A 17,640-nucleotide genomic window follows, 5' to 3' on the forward strand; every position below is an offset into this window, starting at 1 on the left:
CTCTTATGGGTAATGACAACGGTCCCCGTTGCAGCCTTTGCCCATTGCGTCACGGTGCGCTTCACTTCACGCGTCGGAACCGAACACACGGGGGACGCGATGAGTGGGCACGACCACGCGCACGACGACCACGGCCACGCCGCCGGCCACGACCACGGCGGCCACGGCCACGGCGGGCACAGCCACGGCGTCTCCGCTGACGCCGACCGGCGCTGGCTGGCCATCGCGCTCGGCCTGATCGGCGCGTTCATGGCGGTCGAGGTGGTCATCGGCATCGTCGCCCAGTCCCTGGCTCTGATCTCCGACGCCGCCCACATGCTCACCGACGCCGTCTCGATCGTCCTCGCGCTGATCGCGATGCGGCTCGCGGCCCGCCCGGCGCGCGGCGGTTTCACGTACGGCCTCAAGCGCGCGGAGATACTCTCCGCCCAGGCCAACGGGCTCACCCTGCTCCTGCTCGCGGCCTGGCTGGCGTACGAGGCGGTCCGGCGGCTGATGGACCCGCCGGAGGTGGCGGGCGGGCTGGTCCTCGTGACGGCGCTCGCGGGCATCGTCGTGAACGTGGCGGCCGCGTGGTGCATCTCCAGGGCGAACCGCTCCTCGCTCGCCGTCGAGGGCGCCTACCAGCACATCCTGAACGACCTGTTCGCCTTCATCGGCACCGCCGTCGCCGGCCTGATCGTGCTCACCACGGGATTCGTCCAGGCGGACGCGATCGCCACGCTCGTCGTCGTGGTGCTGATGGTCAAGGCGGGCTACGGGCTGGTCCGCGAGTCCGGCCGGATCTTCCTGGAGGCCGCGCCGGCGCACGTGGACCCGGACGCAGTGGGCGACCGGCTCGTCGGGCACCCGCCGGTCACCGAGGTGCACGACCTGCACATCTGGACGATCACCTCCGGGCAGGCGGCCCTGTCGGCGCACGTGCTCGTCGAACCGGCCGGCGACTGCCACGCCGTACGCCGCGACCTGGAGCGGCTGCTGGACAAGGAGTACGGGATCACGCACACCACCCTCCAGGTGGACCACGTACAGGAAGCCCTGCTCAGCGTCGGCCGCCCGGGCGAGGACCCGGGCGACCCGCATTGCGTGGACGCCCACGGCCCGGTGCACCGGCAGGGCCCGCACGACCACTGACGGCTGATCCGCGGTGGTGCCGGTGGCCGATCGCCGGTGACCGCGCTGACCCGCCCGCCCACGGGGCATACATGCACGCATGACGCAGAAGCGCAGCGCCGGACTGCTCCTGTTCCGCACGGCCGCCGAGCCCGCCGGCCCGGCGGAGGACGCCGTCGAAGTACTCCTCGGCCATATGGGCGGCCCCTTCTGGGAGCACAAGGACGACGGGTCCTGGGCCATCCCCAAGGGCGAGTACGAGGCGGACGAGACCCCGCTCGACGCGGCCCGCCGGGAGTTCACCGAGGAGATCGGCCTGCCGCCGCCGGAGGGCCCGTACCTTCCGCTGGGCGAGCTGCGGATCCCGGGCGGCAAGCTCGTGACGATCTGGGCCGTACGGGCCGATCTCGATCCGGCGCTGATGGTGCCCGGGACGTTCACGATGGAGTGGCCCCCGCACTCGGGGCGGACGCAGGAGTTCCCCGAGCTGGACCGGGTGGCCTGGTTCACTCCACCCGTGGCCGAAAGCAAGCTGACTCCCTCTCAAATTCCCTTCCTGGAGAGGCTGTTGGGGCTCCTGAAGGGTTGACCTGACCTTGACTTGCCAACAAACCCCACCCGCATGGACATTGCACATATGACGAACGTCGTGCTGGTGGGAACCCTGGACACCAAGGGTGTCGAGTACGGCTGGCTGCGCGAGAGACTGCTGCGCACCGGCGTCGAAGTGATCATGGTCGACACAGGCATCATGGGCGAGCCCCGGGTGCCCGCGGACGTACCGCGCGAAGCGGTGGCCCGGGCAGCGGGAACGGAACTGTCGGAACTGCGCGCGGCCGCCGACCGGGGCGCGGCCGTGACCACGATGGCCAAAGGCGCCGAGGCGACACTGCTACGCCTGCACACCGAGGGCCGGCTGCACGCGGTGCTCGCCATCGGCGGCAGCGGCGGCACCTCCATCGCCACCCGGGCGATGCGCGCGCTGCCGCTGGGCGTGCCGAAGCTGATGGTCTCGTCCATGGCGTCCGGGGACGTGGCCCCGTACGTCGGATCCTCGGACATCGCGATGATGTACAGCGTCGTGGACATCGCGGGGATCAACAGCATCTCCGCACCGGTCCTGGCGAATGCGGTCGAGGCGGCCACGGGGATGGCCAAGGCCTTCGAACGGGCCTCCCGTGAGCTGCACCGCCCGGCCCGGCTGGGCGCCGGCTCCCGGCCGCTGATCGCGGCGAGCATGGCGGGCGTCACCACCACAGGGGTGGACGCCGCCCGCGAGCACCTGACCGAACTCGGCTACGAGGTGCTGGTCTTCCACGTCAGCGGCACCGGCGGCCGCACCCTGGAGACCCTGGCCGGGCAGGGCATCTTCGCGGGCGTGCTCGACCTCACGCTCAGCGAGCTCGCCGACGACCTGTGCGGCGGCATCCTCACCGCCGGCCCCGACCGGCTCAGCGCAGCCGGGCGGGCCGGGATTCCGCAGGTGGTGAGCCTGGGGGCGCTGGACATGGTGAAGTTCGGGCCGCTGGAGACCCTGCCCGAACGGGCCCGCTACCGGCGGGTCCACGTACACAACCCGTCCATCACGGTGATCCGTACGACCCCCGCCGAGTGCGCGGAGCTCGGCCGCCGGGTCGCCGCCAAACTCCGCGCGGCGACCGGCCCCACGGCCGTCTGCGTCCCACTCCGCGGACTGTCCACGCTCGGTGCGCCGGGCGGTACCTACCATGACCCCGACGCAGACCGGGCCCTGTTCTCGGCGCTGCGTGAGGGGCTGCGCGGCAGCTCCGCCAGGCTCTACGACTACGACACCCACATCAACGACCCGGACTTCGGGCGGGCGGCGGCCGACCGGCTGCACGCCATGATCGGCGCGGCACGGGCCGCGGCCTGACCGCCGCCTGACCGCCGCCTGACCGCCGTGCGAGACGCCCGGCAGGGTTGGGAACCGGCCGTGGCGGAAACCGTGTCCCTGGGTGTGGCCGGTCGGCGTGCGACCGGGCCTGGGGCTCGGTGACGCCACGGACGGGGGCAGACGATGAAGAACGTGTGGACGGTGCCCGGCTACGCGCAGGTCCGGGAGCTCGGCTCGGGTGGCAGCGGCCGCGTGGTCCTCGCCGTCCACGAGGCCACGGGCACGCCGGTCGCGGTGAAGTACCTCAGCGACCGGCTGCGCGAGGACCCGGCGTTCGTCGGCGAGTTCCGGGCCGAGGCCCGGCTGCTCGGCGGACTGGACACGCCGTACGTGGTCCGGTTGTACGAGTACGTGGAGGCGCCCGACGGCGCCGCCATCGTGATGGAGCTGGTCGACGGGATCTCCCTGCGCGCGCTGCTGAAGCAGGCCGGGCAGGCCGATCCCGAGGCCGCTCTGGTGGTGCTGAAGGGCTCGCTGCTGGGCCTGGCCGCGGCGCACCGGGCGGGCGTCGTCCACCGCGACTACAAGCCCGAGAACGTACTGGTCGCCCCCGACGGCTCCTCGAAGCTGGTGGACTTCGGCATCGCCGCGCGCCGCGGTACGACGCCCGGGGTGGCCGGCACACCGGCGTACATGGCCCCCGAGCAGTGGCAGGGCCGGCCGGCCTCGCCCGCGGCCGACGTGTACGCGGCGACGGCGACGTTCTTCGAGTGCCTGACCGGCCGCAAGCCGTTCGCCGGGGAGAACTTCGCGGAGCTCGCCGTCCAGCACATAGAGGCGCCGGTCCCGGAGACCGAGGCCCCCGAGCCGGTGCGCCCGCTGATCCGGCGGGGTCTGGCCAAGGCCCCGGAGCAGCGGCCGGAGAACGCCGAGGCGTTCGTGGCGGAGCTGGAGGGCGTGGCGCTCGCCGCGTACGGGCCGCACTGGGAGGAGCGCGGGCAGCGCAAGCTCGCGGCGCTGGCCGCGCTGCTGCCGCTGCTGTTCCCCTCGGCGGGCGCCCCCGCCTCGGGGACCACGGCGGTGGCGACGACCACGATCGCGAGCCCCTCGCGCTGGGCCCCGGGCCGGCGCGGCCTGCTCGCGGGCGGCGCGGCGCTGGTCCTGGGCGTACTGACGGCGCTCACCTACAGCGCGGTCGGCGGGGAGCCCGGCGGGGCTTCGGCGCTGAACGCGTTCGCGACGTCGAGCGCGAGCCCCGGCGGTGCTGGCCCCGCACCGGCTCCTGGCCCGAGCGTGTCCGCCTCTCCCTCGCCGTCCCCCTCCCCCTCGCCGTCCCCGTCCGCGTCGCCGTCACCCACCCCCACCCCGAGCCCGAGCTACTCGCCGACGGTGACGCCCACGATCACGGCGCCGACGACGAAGCCGCCCACCACCCCGCCGCCCTCACCGAAGCCGACGGTGGTCGTCGGCGCGGTGTCCGTCACCGTCCGCGAGACGGGGCCCTCTCTCGGCCAGGCGACCGTGACGGTCGAGGCGAAGGGCACCGCTCCGGTCACGGTGGTGCTCGAATGGTTCACCGGCAACGCGGAGGGGAAGCTGGGCACGCCCGACGGCGCGCCGGACACCCTCACGTACCAGCCGGGCGCCGCCGCGCCGCTCGTCAAGGCCCACACCTTCACCGGCCGGGGCTGCTACTGGGGCGTGCGGGCCACCACCAAACCCGCCGCCGGCGGCGGTTCCTCGATCTCCCAGGTCTTCATCAGGCGGTGCACGATCTCATGAGCGACAGCGACGACGACTACAGCGCCACCGTCCTCGGCAGCCACTGGTTCAGCGGGCCGCCGCAGCCGCAGGAGGCCGTGCCCGACCGGATCGAGGGGTCGGTGCTGCGGTTCGGACCCGGGGTGACGGCCGCCATGCCGGCGCCGTTCCCCGTGGTCGCGGAACCGGTGCCGGCCCGCCGGCGCGGGGAGTGGCGCCGGTACACCCTGGCCGCCGTCATCCTGCTCGCGGTGCTCGCGTACCTGGCCTGGCAGCGGTACGGCCCGGCCATCGAGGTACGGGACGTGCGGGTCGCCGCCGCCGACCCGCAGGGTCCCGGCTGCGATTCCGCCGCCGACGTGGTGGCCGTCGTACGGACCAACGGGCGGCCGGGGACGCTCACGTACCGGTGGATCCGCTCCGACGGCACGCAGTCGGAGCAGCTCACCGAGCGGGTGCCGCGCGGGAGGAAGGAGGCCCGGCTGCACCTGCTGTGGACCTTCCAGGGCCGGGGCACGTACGCGGCCGAGGCGAAGCTCCAGCTGGTCTCGCCCGGGCAGCGCACCGCGGCGACGCAGTTCACGTACCGCTGCCCCGGCTAGCGGGCGGCGGGCGGGACCGACGGCCCGGTGGCGGCGGGACCAACGGCACCGTCCTTCCGGCCGAGGCGGCCACGGCAGCGGTGGCCGTCCGGCCGAAGCGCGCGCACCCCGCCCGCTGGTTGACTCGTATGCGTTGACGAGGGCTCAGGGACGCCCTCCGGCACCCCTGCGCGTCACGTTCCAGCCGGCGAACACCCCGACCGGAGCGTGGCCGTCCCGCACGGATGCCAGTCCGCGCGGGAGGCCCGCAGCCGCTTTGGGGAGTGACTGCGGGCCATCCTGCCGACCTGTCCGTGGCAGGTCGCTCAACCCCCGTTGATTCAAAACCTGGCGTGGGCGGTGATGTCCGCCTCGAACTCGCCCGTCATCGCAGGGGTCACCGTCGGCCTGCACTGCGCGACCGCCGCCAGGTAGTCCTGCGTGGAGGCCCCGAGCTGGGCCGCCGCCGCGCCGCGTGCGCCCACCGCCTCCAGGTCCCGCTCGAACGACACCTGCGCCGCGATCCGCGCCGCGTGCTCGATGTCGGCCGGGGTGAACAGCTCGCTCGCCGCCACCAGGGCCGTCACGTCCACGTCGGTGCGGCCCGCCGTGTAGCGGGACCAGATCGCGGCGCGCGCCCCGGCGTCCGGGGTGCCGATCGGGATCAGGTAGTCGAAACGCCCGGGCCGCAGGAACGCCGGGTCCAGGGAGCGGATGGAGTTGGTGGCGCACACCAGCAGCCGCTCGTCGCCCTCCCGGAATCCGGGGATCAGCTTGAGCAGCTCGTTGGTGACCCCGTGGATCCCGCCGGGCTGCGCGGGCTCGGTGCGCACGGGCGCGATCTCCTCGACCTCGTCGATGAAGACGAGGACCCGCTCCAGCTCGGCGATCCGGGCGAACGCGTCGCGCAGCGCCGCGGCCAGATTGCCCTCGTCGGCGAGGCGGGAGGGCAGCAGTTCGACGAAGGGCCAGCCGAGCCGGGAGGCGATGGCGCGGGCGAAGGTGGTCTTGCCGGTGCCGGGCGGGCCGAAGAGGGTGATGGCGCGCGGCGGCCGCACGCCGTGCGCGGCGGCCCGCTCGGGCTCGGCGAGCGGCAGCACCACGCGCCGCTCTATGAGGTCCTTCTCCTGCTCCATGCCGGCGACCTTGTTCCACAGGTCGTTCGGCAGGAAGCGGCCGCCGAGATCGTCGAGGAGACCGGCCGCCGGTCCGTGCAGCGGCTCGGTCTTCTCGAAGTAGGCGACGGCGGGCTGGCGCGTGTAGCCGGCGTTGAGCAGGCCCTCTCCGAGCAGGTCCTCCTCGGGCAGGACGTACGCGATCCGGCCGACGCGGGCGGCGATCAGCCGCCGCTCCAGCTCGACGAGCAGGGCACTGGCCAGGCCCCGGCCGCGCCAGCCCGCGGCGATCGCGATGCGCATCACCCAGGCCCGCTCGCCGGTGACGCAGGCGAGGGCCGCGCCGATCGGGACGCCCTGGTGGACGGCGACCACGCACGGCTGCCGGTCGGTGAGGGCGCTGATGCACTCGGCGAGCGAGAAGACGGATTCCTGGCCGAGTTCGGCCGTGGTGTCGATCAGATGGACGACAGCGGCGAGATCGCTCTCGCGGTAGTCGTGGATGAGCCAGTTCACCGGGTACCGCCCCTCGTTCGTGCTCCTGCGGCGAGGCTAGGGGCGGCCGGGCCCGGCGATCACGCTCCGCGGTGCACAACAGCCGGTCCGGAAACCGTCCGTGTCGTCCATAGACTGGTGTCTTCCACCCGAACGCCAGACCGAGGATTCCAGCGCCTTCATGCTTTGCCACATACCCGCGGCCCGTCGCGGGCCCCTCATCTGGCTCATCCCCTCCCTGTGGACCCTGGCGCTCGGTCTGTGGGGGCTCTCCCGGCAGGACAGCGTGTGGCGGGACGAGGCGGCGACCTGGCAGGTGGCCGGCCGGCCGGCGGGCGAGATCCTGGACATGCTCGGCAACGTCGACGCCGTGCACGGCCTGTACTACCTCCTCATGCACGGGCTCTTCGAGCTCTTCGGGGCGAGTACCGCCACGCTGCGGCTGCCGTCGGTGCTGGCCGTGGCGGCCGCCGCGGCCTGCGTGGCCCTGATCGGGCGGCGGCTGGCCGGGTTCTGGGCCGGACTGGGCGGCGGGCTGGCACTCGGGCTGCTGCCGGCCGTGCAGTTCTACCTCCAGGAAGGCAGGCCGTACGCGCTGGTCGCGGCCGGTGCCGGGCTGTCGACCCTGCTGCTGGTGTCGCTGCTGTCGGCGCCGCCCGGGCGGCGGGCCTGGCCGCGGTGGACGGGGTACGCGGTCACGGTGCTGGTGTGCGCACTGCTGAACTGGCTGTCGCTGCTGATCCTGCCCGCGCATGCGGCGACGCTGTGGTGGGTGCGGGCCGGGCGCGGTGTGTGGCTGCGCTGGGCGGCGTACGGGGCGTGCGCCGTGGCGGGGTCGCTGCCGCTGGTGCTGTTCAGCCGCAGCCAGTCCGACCAGGTGTCGTGGATACCGCCGCTGACCTGGCACATGATGATCGGCCCGGCGATCCTGCTGGCCGTCGGCGGCCTCGGGGCCTGGCTGGACCGGCCGCGCGCGGGCCGGCTGTCGGCGGCCGCGGTGGGGCTGCCGCTGCTGGCGGTGCCCCAGCTGGGCCTGATCGGGATCTCCCTGGTCCAGCCACTGTTCCTGGACCGGTACGTGCTGTTCAGCATGCTGGGCCTGGCCCTGCTGATCGGGGCGGCGCTGGGCGCTTGCGTACGGGCCGCCCGGGGTCGGTTCCCGCGGGCGGCGCACCTGCTGGTGCCGGGCGTGACCGGGATCGCGGTGCTGGCGCTGCTGCCGGTGGAGCTGGGCAAGCGGGCTCCGGCCAGCCGGGTCGACGACGTGCTCGCCGTGGCCGGCGAGGTGGCCCGGCTGGGGCGGCCCGGGGACGCGGTGCTGTTCGTGCCGGCCGCCCGGCGGGACACGGCGCTGGTCTCCCCGGGGGCCTTCACGGGGCTGGTGGACGTCGCCCTGGAGCGGAGTCCGGCGGCCTCGGACACCCTCAAGGGCGAGGAGGCGGACCCGGCGCGGATCCGGGCGGCGCTGCTCGGGCAGCGGCGGGTGCTGCTGGTGACGGACGCGGCGAAGGTGGCGAAGCCGTCGGGGGCCGCGCGGGACGCTGCGAAGGCGGCGGTGCTGAAGGAGCGGTTCACCGTGGTGGAGGACCGCCAGGTCCGGGGACGCCGCGTGACGGTGTACGAGCGCCGCTGACGGCTAACGGGCGCCGGTGGACGCTGCCGCCGGTCAGGCGGCGTGGGGGTGGGCCGCCGCGGTATGGGAATCCAGCCACGAGAGCGAGGCCTGGGCCAGGTCCGGCCAGCCGTGGTCGACGGTCAGGGAGTGGCCGCGGTCCTCGAAGCACTGGTACTCGGTGGTCGCGTGGGAGTGCCGGTACTGCTTGTAGGTGGAGCGGGTGAGCAGGTCCGGGACGGTGTGGTCGAGCCTGCCGGACAGCAGGAGCAGCGGGCCGCGGCTGTCGTTCTCCGTGTCGACCTTGGTCGGTGAGTGCGGGGTGAAATTGCCGAGGGCCAGCTGGAACAGCGGGCGGGCGGAGCTCGGGATCGTCCACTCCTCGAAGAGCTCCTCGGCCTCCTGCTCGGAGACGGCGTTGGCGAAGCCGTAGCGGAACTGCTCGCGGTTCAGCGAGACGGACCGCCGGGTGTTGCCGGGGTCGCGCAGCACGGCGAACGTCGACTTGGCCTGGGCCGGGGCGATGGCCTTCACGCCCTTGATCTGCCCGGGGCAGATGGCCACGGCAGCGTCGGCGAGACCTTGGCCGAGCAGGTGCTGGGCGATGAACCCGCCCACCGAGTGCCCCACGAGGACGGGGCGGACCGGCAGGGCGCGGATCACCTTGGCGTGCGCCTCGGAGATCTCGACCAGGCCGACCCCCGCCTGGTCGTCGGGCCGGCGTCGGGCCTCGGTGACGGTGCCGGGGACCCCCGGCCACTCCGGCAGGACGGGCTCGTACCCGGCTTCGGTGAAGGCGTCGGCCCAGCCCTCCCAGCTCGAGGAATGCAGCCAGAGGCCGTGGATGAACACCACGGGCGTTCGGCGCTGTGCGGTCATGGCGGGACACCTCCTGGACCCCCCTGGCGCCTCTGCCAGTCTCGCCCGTGCGACGCGCCCCCGCCTGCGGAGCCCGGATTCACAGCGCATTCATATGGAATACCGGGCTCCGGGCATAGCTTCTGCGGGGAGGCTCGGTGCATGATCCCGCGCATGCTTCCCCGACCGGCCCACGGCACCCGCGCCCGGCGGGCGTCCCGGATCCTGCTGGCGCTGGCCGCGATGGCCGCCCTGGTGAGCGTGGACCTGCCCGACGCCGCGGCGGTGCCGCCGCTCGGGGTGACGGCCGAGGCCGGGTCCGGCCGGGCGGCGGACCGGGTGGGCGCCCTCTTCGCGGGTACCCTCGACGGCGGGCACTTCTGCACCGCGGCCGTGGTGCACAGCGACGACCGCAACGTGATCGCCACCGCCGCGCACTGCCTGGACAACCCGGACACCACGGTGTTCGCGCCGGGCTACCGGGACGGCAAGGCCCCGTACGGGGTGTGGAAGCTGACCGGCGTGCACGTCGCCCCGGACTGGACGGCCGGGCGGGACCCGGACGAGGACATCGCCTTCGCGACGGTCGCCGCGGCGGACGGCGGCACCGGGCGCATCGAGGACGCGGTGGGCGGCTTCCCGGTGGCGCCGGAGCAGCCGGACGACGTGACGGTGACGGTCCTCGGCTACCCCGCCACCGACGAGGCCCCGCTGCGCTGCGCCAACACCACGAGCCTGTTCTCGCAGACCCAGCGCCGGATCGACTGCCCCGACCTCAGCGGCGGCACGAGCGGCAGCCCCTGGCTGGCGAACGGCGCCCTGGCCGGTGTCCTGGGCGGCTACGAGGGCGGCGGCACGGTCCCGGAGGTCTCGTACAGCGCGGTGATGGACGACCAGGCCCTGGAGCTCTACCGCGAAGCCGCCGTCTCCGCCGGCTGACCACCCACCGGCCCGTCAGGCAGGGCGCGGTTCCTCCTGGACCCCGACCGAGGGTTCGAACCAGGCCGGGTCGTGGCGTCGGGCGCGGTGGATGCGGTCCAGTGCGAACTGTTCCAGCGGGGGCAGGGCGTCCGGTTCGAACCAGGCCACCTCCAGGGACTCGTTGTCGTTGGCCCGGGCCTCGCCGCCGGTGGCCCGGCAGCGGAAGGTGATGTCCTGGAACTGGCAGATGTCGCCGTTCGGGTAGGTGATCGGCTCGAGCATCTGGACCAGCACCACCCGCTCCGGGACGCAGTGCACCGCCGTCTCCTCGTACACCTCGCGCACCGCCGTCTGTGCGGGCTGCTCCCCCGGCTCCGCGATCCCGCCGACCACGGCCCACCGGCCGGTGTCGGAGCGCCGGCCGAGCAGCACCCGCCCCCGGTCGTCGAAGACGATGGCCGTGACCCCGGGCAGCAGGAGCAGCTGGTTCCCGGCGGAGGCGCGGATCGCGCGGATGAAGTCAGGTGTGGTCATCCCCCGACCCTACGAGGCTGCGCCCGGCGCCCCGCGTCAGGCTGCCCGGCGGGCCCTGATCCGGCGGACGAGAGTCCAGCCGAGGCCGCCGGCGGCGGCCAGGAGCAGCACGTACTCGGGCAGCGGGCCGAAGCGGGTGGCCGGGGTCTGCGTGGAACGCAGCGGGATCTCGGCGACCAGCGCGTCCGCGGTGAACATCTCGGTCTGCCGGACGATCTCGCCGTCGGGGCGGATGACGGCGCTGACACCGCTGGTGACCGGGACGAGTACGGTCCGGCTGTGCTCGACCGCGCGGACCCGGTCCATCGCGAGCTGCTGGTAGGTCATCTGCGACCGGCCGAACGTGGCGTTGTTGCTCGGTACGGCGATCACCTGCGCGCCGTCCCGGACGGTGGAGCGCACTGCGTCGTCGAAGGCGGCCTCGAAGCAGGTGACCATGCCGACCCCGCTGCCGCCCATGTCGAAGACGCCCGGTTCCTTGCCGGGGCCGAAGTCCCGGCTCACCCGGTCCACGTCGGAGCTGAAGAGCCGGACGACGGAGCGCATCGGGATGCGCTCCCCGAAGGGCTGGATCTTGCGCTTGTCGTACGTGTCGATGGGGCCCTTGACCGGGTCCCAGAGGATCATCGTGTTGCGCAGCGGGCCGGTCTCCGGGGCCAGCACGGAACCGATCGCGACCGGCACGCCGATGGCCTTGACCGCCTTGTCGATGACGCCGTACGCATCGGGCTGGGTGTACGGGTCGATGTCGGAGGAGTTCTCCGGCCAGACCACGAAGTCGGGCTTCGGGACCCGGCCCGCCTTGATGTCGTCGGCGAGCTGGATCGTCCGGTTGGCGTGGTTGTCGAGGACCTGGCGGCGCTGGGCGTTGAAGTCGAACCCTGCGCGCGGGACGTTGCCCTGGACGACGGCGGCCACGACGGTGCCGTCCTCGGCGGCGTCGGACACCAGCGGGCGGGCGGCGAGGGCCGCGCCGACCGGGGCGGCGACGGTGAGGGCCGCGAGGGCCGCGGCGGCCCGGCGCGGGTGGCTGCGGGCGACGCGCAGGGCCTCGTACAGCCCGAATCCGCAGAGCGCGACGGCGAAGGAGAGCAGCGGGGTGCCGCCGAGGGCGGCGAGCGGCAGGAAGAAGCCGTCGGCCTGGCCGAAGGCGAGCTTGCCCCAGGGGAAACCGCCGAACGGGGCCCGGGCGCGCAGCGCCTCACCCGCGATCCAGACGGCCGCGCCCCACAGGGGCCAGGCGGGGAGCCGGCTGACGAGGGCGATCCCGAGGCCGGTGAGGCCGATCAGGAGGGCTTCGAGGGTGACGAGGGCGAGCCACGGGACCGGGCCGACGCCCTCACTGGTCCAGACGAGCAGCGGCAGCAGGAAGCCCAGGCCGTGCAGGAGGCCGAGGCCGAAGCCGGCGCGGGCGCGGCGGCCGTGCAGGCAGCCGCCGAGCACGGCGAGGGCGACGGGGGCCAGCCACCACAGCGGGCGGGGCGGGAAGCTCACGTAGAGCAGTGCACCGGAGCCGGCGGCGAGGGCGGCGCGCACGGGCCACGAGGCCGCCCACCCCTTCCAGCGGGATGCGGCGGCTTCGGTTGCGGCGGTTCCGGTTTCCGCTCGGGCTTCCGCTTCGGCGGTCGAGCCGGGGTCTCGGGTGATGCTGCTGCTCATTTGGCGGAGTGTACGTCCCCACGCGCCGGGGGCGGGAGAGCGACTCAGCGGGCGAGAGCGCGCAGGTGGGCGCGGATGACACGGACCGCGTTCTCGGCGTCGTCGACGGTGACGGTGAACACCTTCCCGTCGCCGAGCCGCAGCTCCACCCCCTCGCCGCGCCGGACGATGACCGCGGTGCCCTTCTCGGGGCGCCAGCGATAGCCCCAGCCGCCCCACTGCTGCGGGGTGATCCGGGGGAGGAACTCGGCGGAGGCCACCTCCGCGAGCTTGATCTTCCGGCGCGGCACCCCGATGTGGCCGCAGCGGACCTCCAGCGCCTCGGCGTCGACGCTGACGGCGACGTGCACGAAGGCGAGGGTGCCGTAGAGGATCAGCAGCCCGACGGCGAGGCAGCCGATGACGGACATCAGCAGCGGGACGATTCCGGCGGTCCAGGACGAGTCGACGGCGAGCTCGATGCCGAGTGCGAGACAGGCCGCGCCGGCGGCGGCGAGCAGCCACTGCACGCGGTTGGAGGCCCGGCCCGTCCACAGCGGACCCGGGGGGTGACCCGTCATGTGTAGCAGCGTACTCACGTTCCGCATGTACGCCACCGCCTCTCGCCCACACGGCGCGGGCGCGTCGGACCACGTGCGCTCCCGCGTGGTCGCGTCTGCCCGGCATTGACCTCAAGCAAACTTGAGGTCCTACGGTCGTCCGCATGACCACTCACGAGTCGGCACAGCACGCCGTACAGACCGTTCCGGAGCGCTACCGCACAGCGGTCGTCGCACACGTCATGGTGGCCGACGCGGCCGCCGCACTCTCCTTCTACGGGCGGGCCTTCGGCGCCGTCGAGGACTTCCGGCTCGACCATCCCGAGGGCGGGGTGATGCACGCCGAGATACGGATCGGCGGGGCCGTGCTCATGCTCGGCGACACCTCCGAGGGCCCCTTCACGGCGCCCTCGGAGCTGGGCGGCACCTCGGTCGCGCTGCACGTGTTCGTACCGGACGTGGACGCACTCGTACGGACGGCGGTGGCCGAGGGCGCGGAGCTGGTCCAGCCGCCGGCGGACCAGTTCCACGGCGACCGGACCGCCATCCTCCGGGACCCGTTCGGGCACCTGTGGGTGTTCCTCACCCACCTGGAGGACGTGTCCTGGGAGCAGTTGGAGGGCCGGCTCGCGGGCGCGTAGCCCGAGGGCCCCGAGCCCCGGGGGCCTCAGCCGGGCAGCAGGCCGAGGAGCGCGTCACCCAGGGCCGGGCGGCGGGCACCCTCGCCGCCGCCGGCCTCGACGACCTGGAAGGCTTCGCACGCGGTGTACTGGCCTGCGTATGCCCCGAACCGTCCGAGGAGGAACCGTGATCACTCGACTCGACCGCGCCGTGGGGGCCGTTCTGGGCTCGGCCGTCGGTGACGCGCTCGGCGCGCCCTACGAGTTCGGGCCCGCCGGCGAGCTGACCGCGCGCGGCGAGGAGATGCGCGGGGGCGGCGGCTGGGACCCGGGCGAGGCGACCGACGACACGCAGATGGCCGTCCTGGTCGGCGAGTCCCTGCTGGAGCACGGCGGTCTCGAACTCCCCGACGTCTTCGGGCGGTTCCAGCGCTGGGCGGCCGGCGCACCCAAGGACATCGGACTCCAGACGGAGGACGTGCTGACCAACGGCGAGGCCTGGGACCTGGCCGCCGCACTGCACTTCCAGATCAACGCGCGGGCGGCGGGCAACGGTTCCCTGATGCGTGCCTCCACCTCGGCGGTGTACTTCGCCTCCGCCGGGCGGGAGGGCACGATGGGCGCCGCCCGCCGCATCGCCGCACTGACGCACGGCGACCGGGCCGCCTGGGAGGGCACGGCCCTGCTGCACGAGCTCGTACGGGTGACTCTCGACGGGGGCGATCCGCTGACCGCCCTCCCCGGGGCGCTCACCGCGGTCCACCCCGACCACCGCGAGCGGTACGGGCTCGTCCTCGGCCACGACTGGCATCCGGGGCTGGCAACCGAGTTCAACGGAGCGGTCTGGCCCTGCCTGGGCTCGGCCGTGTGGGCGCTGCGGACGACCACCGGGTTCGCCGAGGCCGTACGGGCCGCCGTGGACCTGGGCGGGGACACCGACACGGTCGCGGCGGTCACCGGCACCCTGGCCGGGGCCCGCTACGGGCAGGCGGCGATCCCGCCGGAGTGGACCGCCCCACTGCACGTACCGCTGCCCGGGTTCGGGGACCGGGTGCTGGACGCGGACGGGCTGCGCGCGCTCGCTCAGTCGCTCGCGGGGCGGACGTAGCGCTCGGGGAGCAGATCCGCCACGGGCACGGCCCGCAGCGCGCCGCCTGAGCCGACGATCACCCGAAGCCGCGGGTGGAGGTCGAGGAGCACCTGGCGGCAGCGGCCGCACGGCGGGAGCACTCCGCGGTCGCGGTCCCCGACGGCGACGATCGTGTCGAGCCCGCGGATGCCCTGCGCGACGGCCGCGCCGAGGACGACGAGCTCGGCGCAGGGGCCTCCGGTGAAGTGGTACACGTTCACGCCCCCGACGGTCCGGCCGTCACGGGCACGGGCCACCGCCGCCACGGTGTGGTCCTCGCCGTGGCAACGGGCCCGGGCCAGATCGGTGGCGGCCGCGACGAGCGCGAGGTCCTGCGGGGTCATCGCCCGATCATCGCCCGACGGCCGCGCCCTCTTCCGCGAGCAGCCGCCCTTCGGCGTACCCGAGCGCGGCGGCGGGGAGCGCCCCCTCCTGCCCGCTGAGCAGGACGGTCAGGGTTCCGGTCCGGGGCAGGCCCGGCTCGGGGAGGACGCCGAGGCGGCGCAGCGCCTGTACGGCGACGGGCTCGGCGGAGCCGTGGAAGCGGAGGTCGGCGCCACCGGTCCGCTCGTCCAGGGCGGCCCGGATGGGCGCCTCGACGAGCTCGTAGTGCGTGCAGCCGAGGACGACGTCGGTGACGTCGGCCGGGGTCAGCGCGGCGGCCGCGGCGACGGCCGCGGCGATGGCGGTGCCGTCCCCCACCTCGACGGCATCGGCGAGTCCCGGGCAGGGCACTTCGGTGACCCGGGCCCCGGCGGCGAAGTCGCGGATCAGCCCGCGCTGGTACGAACTGCCGGTGGTGGCGGGGGTGGCCCAGATGGCCACGCGCCCGCCCGCGGCGGCGGCGGGCTTGATCGCCGGCACGGTCCCGATCACCGGGATCCCGGGCTCGAGCTCGGCCCGGAGCGCGGGCAGGGCATGCACGGAGGCGGTGTTGCAGGCCACGATCAGCGCGTCCGGCCGGTGCCCGGCGGCGGCCTGTGCGACACCGAGGGCGCGCCCGGTCAGATCGGCGGGGGTACGCGGCCCCCAGGGCATGCCGTCGGGGTCGCAGGAGAGGACCAGATCGAGGTCGGGCCGCAGCCGCCGCATCACGGCGGCTGCCGCGAGGAGGCCGATTCCGGAGTCCATGAGGGCGATCTTCACCTGGTCACCTTAATCGAAGCCCCCGGGAAAACCCCCAATCCGGGGCGGGGGCGGGGTGAGGGGGCGGGGGTGAGGGGGCGGGGGCGGCTGGCGTGGCGGGATCTGACCGGCGGGGTCACCTCGACGGGAGGCGGTTACCGCAACGGGGGCAGAGCGGCAGGGTCAGCCGACCGGGATGCAGGGCGCGGCGGGACCTGAGCGGCGGGATCCGCACACGCGGCGTCGACCAGCCAGTCGGGGCTGCGGGCGGGGCCCGCGGAGGCGGAGTCGCTCGGGCGGCGAGTGGACGGGCGGCCTGCCGAGTCGGCGTCGGAAGCGTCGGTCGGGACGTCGGGGGCAGGTTCCTCTGCTCGGCAACGGAGGTCGATCGGGACGCCGGCGGGCCGCGTAATCGGCGACGGAAACGTCGATCGGGAGGACGGGGGCGGGGGCCGCGGACGCGGGGTCGGTGTGTGTCCGGGGGCGTCCCGTCAGTCCACTGTCCTTCCGTGTCGTGCCGGTCCCTCAAGGGCGCTCCTCCTTCGTCGTCGCGTCGCTTCGCGATGGCCTTCGGCCACCCTTGACCGACCGGCCCGCCCCGGAAAGACAACAGACTGCCGGGAAGCCCCCGAAGGATGGCCGGGGGGTTCATGTTCCGATGAGGGCCCATCAGAGATCCTGACCGGCAGCCCCTGTCCATCCGCACCCAGCCCACCAGGAGCATCGAGAGGGGTCGGAATGGGCGCCCGGGGAGGGCCATGCCTCCCTCAAGGGCCCATAGGCACCCTTTCCGGACCCAGGCAGGGTCAACCTGCACCAGACAGCGGCCAGATGCCCATGCCGGCACCCGTGGCCCGCAGGCGCCCCAAATCGCTACGCGCTCCTCTCTGCTTGGCGTCCTCCCCCCGCCTGGGGCTGGACATAGGCCGCCCACGACCGGCACAGGGACGGCCCGGCATGCGACAGCGGGTCGTTTGCCCCATTTTGTTCGCCAGTTGAGGGTCAGAAGGCGCCCTGTCGGAGTGAGAGGTGGAGAAATCCGACATCAGGCTCCCTCTCGCCCTCCTTTCGCCCCCACTGGCGTGCAGACGCCGAAAACCCGCCCACGGGAGGCATCTGGCGGCCTACGTCCAGCCCCGGACGGCCGCCGGACGCCGAGAGATGAGGAGCGCGTAGCGATCTGACGCGATACGGGCCAACCGGCACCGCAGGGTCATCTCATCGCTGTCTGGTGCAGGTTGACCCCACCTGGGTCCGGAAAAGGTGCCTATGGGCCCTTCAGGGAGCCATTCCCTCCCCGCGGCCCCGTCACCGGCCCGGCTCGCTGGTCCTGGTGGGCTGGGTGCGGATGGACAGGGCCCCTGCCCGGCATCTCCGATCGGGGCTGATCGGAACCCTGAACCCCCTGGCCATCCTTCGGGGGCTTCCCGGCAGTCTGTTGGCATTCCGGGGCGGGTCGGTCGGTCAAGGGTGGAGCGCAGCGACATCGCGAAGCGACGCGACCGCAGGGAGCGCCCTTGAGGGACCGGCACGACACGGAAGGACAGTGGACTGACGGGACGCCCCCGGACCCCTCCCGACCCCGCGTCCGCGGCCCCCGCCCCCTGCCCCCCCGACCAACCCCTCCGTCGCCGAGCACACGAACCCCGCCCCCGCCCTCCCGACCGGCTCCTCCGACCCCGAACACACGAACCCCACCCCCCTCCCGCCCCGCCCCCTCCCG

At 74.0% G+C, this 17,640-nt stretch carries 16 protein-coding genes; 9 read left to right on the forward strand and 7 right to left on the reverse strand.

Annotated elements, in window-relative coordinates:
• Positions 1 to 99: 99 nt before the first annotated feature.
• From ACZ5WG_RS05860 to ACZ5WG_RS05880, 5 genes are all read left to right on the forward strand, one after another.
• Positions 100 to 1,134: a cation diffusion facilitator family transporter gene (locus tag ACZ5WG_RS05860; protein WP_468720941.1), complete on the forward strand. Its 1,035-nt coding sequence runs from the start codon at positions 100 to 102 to the stop codon at positions 1,132 to 1,134.
• Between the two features lie 79 nt (positions 1,135 to 1,213).
• On the forward strand, positions 1,214 to 1,702 hold the full coding sequence (locus tag ACZ5WG_RS05865) for an NUDIX hydrolase (protein WP_468720943.1): 489 nt from the start codon (positions 1,214 to 1,216) through the stop codon (positions 1,700 to 1,702).
• A 48-nt stretch (positions 1,703 to 1,750) separates the two neighbouring features.
• On the forward strand, positions 1,751 to 3,007 hold the full coding sequence (locus tag ACZ5WG_RS05870) for a Tm-1-like ATP-binding domain-containing protein (protein WP_468720944.1): 1,257 nt from the start codon (positions 1,751 to 1,753) through the stop codon (positions 3,005 to 3,007).
• A gap of 144 nt (positions 3,008 to 3,151) precedes the next feature.
• Positions 3,152 to 4,750: a serine/threonine-protein kinase gene (locus ACZ5WG_RS05875; protein ID WP_468720945.1), complete on the forward strand. Its 1,599-nt coding sequence runs from the start codon at positions 3,152 to 3,154 to the stop codon at positions 4,748 to 4,750.
• On the forward strand, positions 4,747 to 5,331 hold the full coding sequence (locus ACZ5WG_RS05880) for a hypothetical protein (protein ID WP_468720947.1): 585 nt from the start codon (positions 4,747 to 4,749) through the stop codon (positions 5,329 to 5,331). Before ACZ5WG_RS05875 ends, ACZ5WG_RS05880 begins: the two co-directional genes overlap by 4 nt.
• Positions 5,332 to 5,651: 320 nt before the next feature.
• Here ACZ5WG_RS05880 and ACZ5WG_RS05885 read toward each other — a convergent pair whose 3' ends face one another.
• A complete protein-coding gene (locus ACZ5WG_RS05885) occupies positions 5,652 to 6,941 on the reverse strand; it encodes an ATP-binding protein (protein WP_468720948.1) in 1,290 nt (429 codons plus the stop codon).
• Positions 6,942 to 7,101: 160 nt separating this feature from the next.
• On the opposite strand from ACZ5WG_RS05885, the gene ACZ5WG_RS05890 reads away from it, so the two are divergent.
• Entirely contained in the window at positions 7,102 to 8,553 is a 1,452-nt protein-coding gene (locus ACZ5WG_RS05890) for a glycosyltransferase family 39 protein (RefSeq protein ID WP_468720950.1), read from the forward strand.
• A 33-nt stretch (positions 8,554 to 8,586) separates the two neighbouring features.
• Here the strand turns inward: ACZ5WG_RS05890 and ACZ5WG_RS05895 are convergent, their stop codons facing one another.
• The gene (locus ACZ5WG_RS05895) at positions 8,587 to 9,411 is read right to left on the reverse strand and encodes an alpha/beta hydrolase (RefSeq protein WP_468720951.1); all 825 of its coding nucleotides are present in this window, start codon (positions 9,409 to 9,411) and stop codon (positions 8,587 to 8,589) included.
• A 153-nt stretch (positions 9,412 to 9,564) separates the two neighbouring features.
• Between ACZ5WG_RS05895 and ACZ5WG_RS05900 the strand changes: the two genes are divergently transcribed.
• Complete coding sequence (locus ACZ5WG_RS05900) at positions 9,565 to 10,329, forward strand: trypsin-like serine peptidase (RefSeq protein ID WP_468720952.1); 765 nt, start codon at positions 9,565 to 9,567, stop codon at positions 10,327 to 10,329.
• A 15-nt stretch (positions 10,330 to 10,344) separates the two neighbouring features.
• On the opposite strand, the gene ACZ5WG_RS05905 is transcribed toward ACZ5WG_RS05900, so the two are convergent.
• The 3 genes from ACZ5WG_RS05905 to ACZ5WG_RS05915 are packed head-to-tail and all read right to left on the reverse strand — an operon-like array spanning position 10,345 to position 13,064.
• Positions 10,345 to 10,845 carry an NUDIX hydrolase gene (locus tag ACZ5WG_RS05905; RefSeq protein ID WP_468720954.1) on the reverse strand — a complete coding sequence of 167 codons (501 nt, stop codon included), beginning with the start codon at positions 10,843 to 10,845 and terminating at the stop codon, positions 10,345 to 10,347.
• A 36-nt stretch (positions 10,846 to 10,881) separates the two neighbouring features.
• Positions 10,882 to 12,504 carry an apolipoprotein N-acyltransferase gene (gene lnt / locus ACZ5WG_RS05910; RefSeq protein ID WP_468720956.1) on the reverse strand — a complete coding sequence of 541 codons (1,623 nt, stop codon included), beginning with the start codon at positions 12,502 to 12,504 and terminating at the stop codon, positions 10,882 to 10,884.
• A 44-nt stretch (positions 12,505 to 12,548) separates the two neighbouring features.
• Positions 12,549 to 13,064 carry a hypothetical protein gene (locus ACZ5WG_RS05915; RefSeq protein WP_468720958.1) on the reverse strand — a complete coding sequence of 172 codons (516 nt, stop codon included), beginning with the start codon at positions 13,062 to 13,064 and terminating at the stop codon, positions 12,549 to 12,551.
• Between the two features lie 143 nt (positions 13,065 to 13,207).
• Here ACZ5WG_RS05915 and ACZ5WG_RS05920 point away from each other — a divergent pair, with 143 nt between their 5' ends.
• The gene (locus tag ACZ5WG_RS05920; RefSeq protein ID WP_468720959.1) at positions 13,208 to 13,684 is read left to right on the forward strand and encodes a VOC family protein; all 477 of its coding nucleotides are present in this window, start codon (positions 13,208 to 13,210) and stop codon (positions 13,682 to 13,684) included.
• A gap of 139 nt (positions 13,685 to 13,823) precedes the next feature.
• Complete coding sequence (locus ACZ5WG_RS05925) at positions 13,824 to 14,771, forward strand: ADP-ribosylglycohydrolase family protein (RefSeq protein WP_468720960.1); 948 nt, start codon at positions 13,824 to 13,826, stop codon at positions 14,769 to 14,771.
• Here the strand turns inward: ACZ5WG_RS05925 and ACZ5WG_RS05930 are convergent.
• Both ACZ5WG_RS05930 and ACZ5WG_RS05935 read right to left on the reverse strand, forming a co-directional pair.
• Entirely contained in the window at positions 14,747 to 15,136 is a 390-nt protein-coding gene (locus tag ACZ5WG_RS05930) for a cytidine deaminase family protein (protein WP_468720961.1), read from the reverse strand. The genes ACZ5WG_RS05925 and ACZ5WG_RS05930 overlap by 25 nt on opposite strands.
• A 7-nt stretch (positions 15,137 to 15,143) precedes the next feature.
• A complete protein-coding gene (locus ACZ5WG_RS05935) occupies positions 15,144 to 15,938 on the reverse strand; it encodes a glutamate racemase (protein WP_468720962.1) in 795 nt (264 codons plus the stop codon).
• Positions 15,939 to 17,640: the final 1,702 nt, after the last annotated feature.

It is taken from the genome of Streptomyces sp. NPDC032745 (assembly GCF_055579465.1).

Excerpts from the sequence above, each read along its gene's own strand:
- ACZ5WG_RS05895 (WP_468720951.1), bottom strand. The coding sequence starts at position 9,411 with ATGACCGCACAGCGCCGAACGCCCGTGGTGTTCATCCACGGCCTCTGG.
- ACZ5WG_RS05900 (WP_468720952.1), top strand. The coding sequence starts at position 9,565 with ATGCTTCCCCGACCGGCCCACGGCACCCGCGCCCGGCGGGCGTCCCGG.
- ACZ5WG_RS05865 (WP_468720943.1), top strand. The coding sequence starts at position 1,214 with ATGACGCAGAAGCGCAGCGCCGGACTGCTCCTGTTCCGCACGGCCGCC.
- ACZ5WG_RS05860 (WP_468720941.1), top strand. The coding sequence starts at position 100 with ATGAGTGGGCACGACCACGCGCACGACGACCACGGCCACGCCGCCGGC.
- ACZ5WG_RS05880 (WP_468720947.1), top strand. The coding sequence starts at position 4,747 with ATGAGCGACAGCGACGACGACTACAGCGCCACCGTCCTCGGCAGCCAC.
- ACZ5WG_RS05870 (WP_468720944.1), top strand. The coding sequence starts at position 1,751 with ATGACGAACGTCGTGCTGGTGGGAACCCTGGACACCAAGGGTGTCGAG.
- ACZ5WG_RS05925 (WP_468720960.1), top strand. The coding sequence starts at position 13,824 with ATGCCCCGAACCGTCCGAGGAGGAACCGTGATCACTCGACTCGACCGC.
- lnt (WP_468720956.1), bottom strand. The coding sequence starts at position 12,504 with ATGAGCAGCAGCATCACCCGAGACCCCGGCTCGACCGCCGAAGCGGAA.
- ACZ5WG_RS05890 (WP_468720950.1), top strand. The coding sequence starts at position 7,102 with ATGCTTTGCCACATACCCGCGGCCCGTCGCGGGCCCCTCATCTGGCTC.
- ACZ5WG_RS05905 (WP_468720954.1), bottom strand. The coding sequence starts at position 10,845 with ATGACCACACCTGACTTCATCCGCGCGATCCGCGCCTCCGCCGGGAAC.
- ACZ5WG_RS05875 (WP_468720945.1), top strand. The coding sequence starts at position 3,152 with ATGAAGAACGTGTGGACGGTGCCCGGCTACGCGCAGGTCCGGGAGCTC.
- ACZ5WG_RS05930 (WP_468720961.1), bottom strand. The coding sequence starts at position 15,136 with ATGACCCCGCAGGACCTCGCGCTCGTCGCGGCCGCCACCGATCTGGCC.
- ACZ5WG_RS05920 (WP_468720959.1), top strand. The coding sequence starts at position 13,208 with ATGACCACTCACGAGTCGGCACAGCACGCCGTACAGACCGTTCCGGAG.
- ACZ5WG_RS05915 (WP_468720958.1), bottom strand. The coding sequence starts at position 13,064 with ATGACGGGTCACCCCCCGGGTCCGCTGTGGACGGGCCGGGCCTCCAAC.